This window comes from Flavobacterium sp. (assembly GCF_043779715.1).
GTDB lineage: Bacteria > Bacteroidota > Bacteroidia > Flavobacteriales > Flavobacteriaceae > Flavobacterium.
Genome location: NZ_JAYWDT010000242.1, coordinates 1 through 5,770, shown reverse-complemented (window position 1 = coordinate 5,770; position 5,770 = coordinate 1). Strand labels below are relative to the sequence as shown.

General features: G+C 31.6%; 5 protein-coding genes. 2 read left to right on the top strand and 3 right to left on the bottom strand.

The window, feature by feature from the left end; all coding sequences use genetic code 11:
* From ACH2BG_RS11865 to ACH2BG_RS11855, 3 genes are all read right to left on the bottom strand, one after another.
* Nucleotides 1-401: gliding motility-associated peptidyl-prolyl isomerase GldI (locus tag ACH2BG_RS11865; RefSeq protein ID WP_395047906.1), on the bottom strand; the 401-nt coding region annotated here is incomplete at its 3' end.
* A gap of 100 nt (nt 402-501) precedes the next feature.
* Nucleotides 502-1,512 (bottom strand): bifunctional oligoribonuclease/PAP phosphatase NrnA, encoded by a 1,011-nt coding sequence (locus ACH2BG_RS11860; protein WP_395047905.1) that lies wholly within the window; start codon nt 1,510-1,512, stop codon nt 502-504.
* A 92-nt stretch (nt 1,513-1,604) separates the two neighbouring features.
* The gene (locus ACH2BG_RS11855; RefSeq protein WP_395047904.1) at nt 1,605-2,126 is read right to left on the bottom strand and encodes a hypothetical protein; all 522 of its coding nucleotides are present in this window, start codon (nt 2,124-2,126) and stop codon (nt 1,605-1,607) included.
* 131 nt (nt 2,127-2,257) lie between these two features.
* Here ACH2BG_RS11855 and guaA point away from each other — a divergent pair, with 131 nt between their 5' ends.
* Both guaA and ACH2BG_RS11845 read left to right on the top strand, forming a co-directional pair.
* Nucleotides 2,258-3,787, top strand: a complete 1,530-nt coding sequence (guaA, locus tag ACH2BG_RS11850) for a glutamine-hydrolyzing GMP synthase (protein WP_395047903.1) — start codon at nt 2,258-2,260, stop codon at nt 3,785-3,787.
* 123 nt (nt 3,788-3,910) lie between these two features.
* Nucleotides 3,911-5,617 (top strand): LysM peptidoglycan-binding domain-containing protein, encoded by a 1,707-nt coding sequence (locus tag ACH2BG_RS11845; RefSeq protein WP_395047902.1) that lies wholly within the window; start codon nt 3,911-3,913, stop codon nt 5,615-5,617.
* Nucleotides 5,618-5,770 lie beyond the last annotated feature (153 nt).

The window sequence follows — 5,770 nt, the reverse complement described above, 5'->3', positions numbered from 1 at the left end:
TGACGCAAACCTATCATAATTGCTTGTTTGTCAACTACATATTCGTGGGTTTTTAGTTCGGATTGACTGTAAATTATATTACCATTTATATCTTTTATTTCATAATCATAAAAAGCAATATCCCCTTTTATAGGTTTTGCAGCTTCCGTTGTATTTTTTGTATTATAATAATACCAATATCCTTTTGTTGATGCAATATAGTTGACAGCAGTATCTTTTTTAATTATTTTGGCAATGATGTTTTCCTCATTTTCGTTCAATTTTTTATTTCTTTCTATCGATTGTTTCATAAACTCGCCCGTTGCTTGCGAAACTGGTCTTCTTGGTTCTTGTTTTGTCGTACAGCAAGTAACTAAATTCATGCCAAGAAGTAAGCAACCTATGATTTTTAATAATTTCATATGTAGATAATATTTGTTTTTTATCGGAATATGGTATATTTATGAGGAAATCTTTATCAGTGTTCGAGATTTTAGGTATCATAAATATTTCATATTAATTTTATTTTTTAATTTCTTTTACAATTCTTTCAAAATCGGCAATTGTTTCTTGCAATGATTTATCCGATTTTCCTCCCGCAGCATTGATATGTCCACCACCTCCAAAATAATTTCTAGAGAACTGATTTACATCAAAATTCCCTTGTGAGCGGAAAGAAATTTTAATAATTCCTTCGGCAGTATTTTCGATAAAGATAGCAGTAAAATCGATTCCATCGATAGAAAGTCCGTAATTTACAATTCCTTCGGTGTCGCCTTTCTGAAAATTATAAGTATCTAATTCTTCTTGCGAAAGTGTAATATATGATGTTTTATAATCAGTCATTAACTTCATATTTTGAAGGGCACGACCTAGTAGTTGCAAACGACTGTAAGAACTTTTGTCAAATAACTGATTGTGAATGGAGCTGTTTTCGACACCTTTATCAATCAAATCGGCAACCATGCGGTGTGTAGTACTTGTTGTTTTTGGAAAACGAAAAGAACCAGAATCGGTTACAATTCCTGTATAAATACAAGTAGCAACGGTTTTGTTAATTAAGTTTTCTTGTTTTAATTGGTGTATAAAATGATACACCATTTCGCATGTAGAACCATATTTTGTATTCGAAAAAGTATATTTTGCAAAAGTATCTGGAAACTCATGATGGTCTATCATGACAAAAGTTTTGTCCAAAGTTTCTAATGTAGCTTGCATCATGTCGCCAGTTCTGTGCAAGGCATTAAAATCGAGAGTGAAAATTAAGTCGGATTGATTTAAAATTTCAGTGCAATTTTCTTTGTCTTTCTCAAAAACTAATACTTTTTCTGAGGCTGGTAACCAAGCTAAAAAATCAGGAAACTCATTAGGTGACATAACCACAACCTCATGGTTTTGTTGTGCTAAAAAGTGGTATAATCCTAGGGTAGAACCCATGGCATCGCCATCAGGATTTCTGTGCGGAATGATTGTTATTTTTTTTGGTGAAGCTAATAACGTTTTTAATGCTTCAATTTCAGTATCTGTCATCATGTTGCGAAAATACAGATTTTCATTTAATTTAGATACTTAAATTTTTCATAAAAATTTCAGGTACAATAAAACGCAAACCAATTTAGATATAATTACAACGGATCTGCAACTACGCTAAATCTCATATCAGCATTTACAGTAACATCTTGGGTTAGTGTTTCTTTTGTAGTTACTTTAGTTCGTAATTTATAACTAGGTGCTTTAATATATGTATCTAATTTTTGCGAAGTGCAAGTTAAATTTATTGTATTAGCAGTCGAAACTATATTATCTGCATAAGCCAATTCAACTTCATCATTTGCATTTGTAGAAATATAAATGTGTACTGCTTTCAGAAAACTTAATGTTTTGTTCGTAGGATTTGTAATGGTAAGTTTCAGTTCTTGCAGTTTTACATCTTTTACTAAATCGGCTCTGGTATTGTTATTACTAAAGTTTGAAGATGAATTTGTAGTAACATCTGGAGTTGGAATTTCGAAAGGAGAATTCACAACAAACCCACTATTTACAGTAAAAGAAGCTTGATTTGTAATATTAAAAGTTAATAACTTATCTATTTGATTACATGATACAAGTGATGTAATAATAATTGCTAAAAATATCTTTGTCTTCATATTATTTTTGTTAAAAATGATTTCAATCTTAAAAACAACAATCAAAATTATGTTTTCACAAATGTATAAATAAGCTTTTATAAATTGTAAATTATATTTTAAAATTTAAAATTTAAAAAGTATTTTTGCACATGCAACACAACGTACTAATCTTAGATTTCGGGTCACAATACACACAATTGATTGCCCGTCGCGTTCGCGAATTAAATATATTCTGCGAAATTTTCCCTTACGATAAAATCCCTACCGATTTATCTATTTATAAAGCCGTAATTCTTGGTGGAAGTCCATTTTCTGTTCGTTCAGAAGATGCTTTGCACCCTGATTTATCTCAAATCCGTGGCAAATTGCCATTATTAGCGGTTTGTTATGGCGCACAATATTTAGCCCATTTTTCTGGTGGAGAAGTAGCTGCCTCTAACACTCGCGAATATGGTCGTGCAAATTTGACTTATATTAAGGAGAGCGAAACTTTTTTTGACGACGTAAATCTAAACTCACAAGTTTGGATGTCACACAGTGATTCGATAAAAAAATTACCTACAAACGGAATCAAGTTAGCAAGTACACAAGATGTAGAAAATGCTGCTTATAAGATTGAAGGCGAAACAACTTATGCAATACAATACCATCCGGAAGTATTTCATTCGTCTGATGGAAAGCAAATGTTAGAGAATTTCTTGGTGAAAATTGCCGAAGTTCCTCAGAATTTTACACCAAATGCTTTTGTTGAAGAAATGATAGCCGAGCTAAAAGAGAAATTACAAGACGATAAAGTAGTTTTAGGACTTTCTGGTGGTGTCGATTCGACTGTAGCGGCGGTTTTACTGCACCAAGCGATTGGTAAAAACCTATATTGTATTTTCGTAAATAACGGATTACTTCGTAAAAACGAATTCCAAAATGTATTAGATCAATACAAAGGAATGGGTTTGAATGTAAAAGGTGTCGATGCTGGTGACAGATTTCTTTCTGAATTAGCAGGAATTTCTGATCCAGAAACCAAACGTAAAACGATCGGACGTGTTTTTATCGAAGTTTTCGATGATGAATCGAAAATTATTGAAGATGTAAAATGGTTGGCTCAAGGAACAATTTACCCGGATGTTATCGAATCTGTTTCGGTAAAAGGTCCATCAGCAACTATCAAATCGCATCATAATGTAGGTGGTTTGCCTGATTATATGAAACTTCAAATTGTAGAACCTTTGCGCATGCTTTTTAAAGATGAAGTGCGTAGAGTAGGAGCAACTTTGGGAATTGATTCCGAATTATTAGGAAGGCATCCTTTTCCTGGACCAGGATTGTCTATTCGTATTTTGGGAGATATCACTCCTGAAAAAGTCCAAATTTTACAAGATGTAGATGCCGTTTTTATTAATGGACTCAAAGAACACGGATTGTATGACAAAGTTTGGCAAGCGGGAGCTATTTTACTTCCTGTAAATAGTGTTGGGGTTATGGGCGATGAGAGAACTTACGAAAAAGTAGTTGCCTTGAGAGCAGTAGAATCGACCGATGGTATGACTGCCGACTGGGTGCATCTTCCTTATGAATTTTTGATGAAAATTTCTAACGATATTATCAATAAAGTGAAAGGTGTAAATAGAGTAGTGTATGACATTAGCTCGAAACCACCAGCAACTATTGAGTGGGAATAGTTTTTTCGATGAAAATTTTTATCGATAAACGAATTCGATAATCAAAAATGTTAAAATAAATTATGATAAGTCATTACATTAGATAACTTTGTAATGACTTATTTTTTTAAACGAATTTACCTTATGAAGTATTTAGTATTATTGTTTTTGTGTATCTCGAATTTTGTCTTTGCTCAACAAGAAAAAACGCTTACTCATAAAGTGGCTAAAGGCGAAAATATTTTTCAAATTGCAAAAATTTACAATATTACGCCTTCAGATATTTATAAAGTAAATCCTGGAACCGAAAACGGAGTTCAAGAAAATCAGATTCTAATTGTACCCAACAAGCATGTTGTTTTACACGATTCAAAAAACGTACATCAAGTTCAGCCTAAAGAAACTTTATTTAGCATTGCTCGTTTGTACAATGTTTCGGTACAAGATTTAGATAATTCTAATGCAGAAGCCTTAAAAGACGGATTGCAAATTGGCGAAAATATTGCTATTCCTAACAAAAAGAAAACATTAAACGGTCAGGCAAGAATTATAAATTCGGAAACCGTTTTTCATGTTGTAGCATCAAAAGAAACAAAATATTCCATTGCAAAAAAATATGGTATTTCTATCGAACAATTAGAAACTCAAAACCCGGAAATTATAAACGGATTGGTTGAAGGCAATAAGTTGGCTATTAATATAAAACAAATTAAAGCCAATAACGACAACGAGGAACTCATGATTGCGTTGGCTGAAAAACAAGTTGCAATCGAAAAAAACAAAGCAAAAACTACCGAAATTGAAGATTTACAGGACAAACTAATTGTTCAGAAACAAATGAATCAGAAGGTTCTTAAAGTAAATTCATTAAAAGTAAATTTGAATGAAATAGACGAAACCAAAGGTGGTTCGGCAAAAAAGTTAAAATTGGTATTGGAAGCCAATAAAAACATTCAAGAAATTTTAATTTCTAAGTTAGATTCCCTTGTTATTACCATGAGTGATGACCTTGAAACACTTAAAAATAAGGATATTGATGACTTACAAGAATCTAAAGATTTAGAGAAATATTCTTATAAAAACATTGGAGAAACAAACGGAATGATACTCGAATTGAAAAGAGATTTGGCCGATAACCGAAAAATTTATACAGGTTTAATGACTAAAGTGCAACGAATTACTTTGGCAGAAAACCATGAGTACAAGAAAAAGGTAAATGAAAATCAGAAAATAAAAAATAATCCTTCGGAAGATTTGGAATTGCTTGAAGTAATTAAGAATATTCAAACCAAACAAGAAGCAAACAATAAACGAAACAAGCAATTGTTTACAAAAATAGATTCGCTTGGTGTTCAGAAAAATGTGGAGCTGAAACGTAGAATTTCTAAAGCTACTTTTTACAGCTCAGAAGCCAGAGATTATGACGACAAATTAGCACAAGCAAAACTAAAACGATATCAAAAGAAAGCTTTAGAAACCAATAAAGATTTGGCTGACAATTCTGAAAATAAACCAACAGCCGAACAAATTAAAAAATCACTGAAAGACAAAGATTATAACGAAGGAAAAGCTGTAAAAATTGAAGTTTTAAGAAATCTAAACGAAGTAGAAGACGGTTTTTATATTATTGTTGATACTTTTACAGAAGCTGAAATAAGAGATGTTTTTGCAAGAAAACTTACCGATTCGGGTGAGATAAATACAGGTTTTTTCTATAATGTTAATATTTTTTCTTACTATGTTTTTATAAAGAAATTCAAAAATGCAAACGAAGCACTTTTCGAATATAATATAAAGAAAGAAAATCCGTTGTACAAAAATATGTTTATTGTTCAAATTGAAAAAGAATAATAAAACGGCACATTTTTAGTTATATACTATACAAATTTACACCATGAAATACCTCTTATATATAGTTTACTTTTTGTTTTTAAGTACTAATTTTACGTTGGCGCAATCGACCAGTTTGATAAAACACAAAGTTCAAAAAGGAGAAACGGTTAT

Excerpts from the sequence above, each read along its gene's own strand:
- guaA (WP_395047903.1), top strand. The coding sequence starts at position 2,258 with ATGCAACACAACGTACTAATCTTAGATTTCGGGTCACAATACACACAA.
- ACH2BG_RS11860 (WP_395047905.1), bottom strand. The coding sequence starts at position 1,512 with ATGATGACAGATACTGAAATTGAAGCATTAAAAACGTTATTAGCTTCA.
- ACH2BG_RS11855 (WP_395047904.1), bottom strand. The coding sequence starts at position 2,126 with ATGAAGACAAAGATATTTTTAGCAATTATTATTACATCACTTGTATCA.
- ACH2BG_RS11845 (WP_395047902.1), top strand. The coding sequence starts at position 3,911 with ATGAAGTATTTAGTATTATTGTTTTTGTGTATCTCGAATTTTGTCTTT.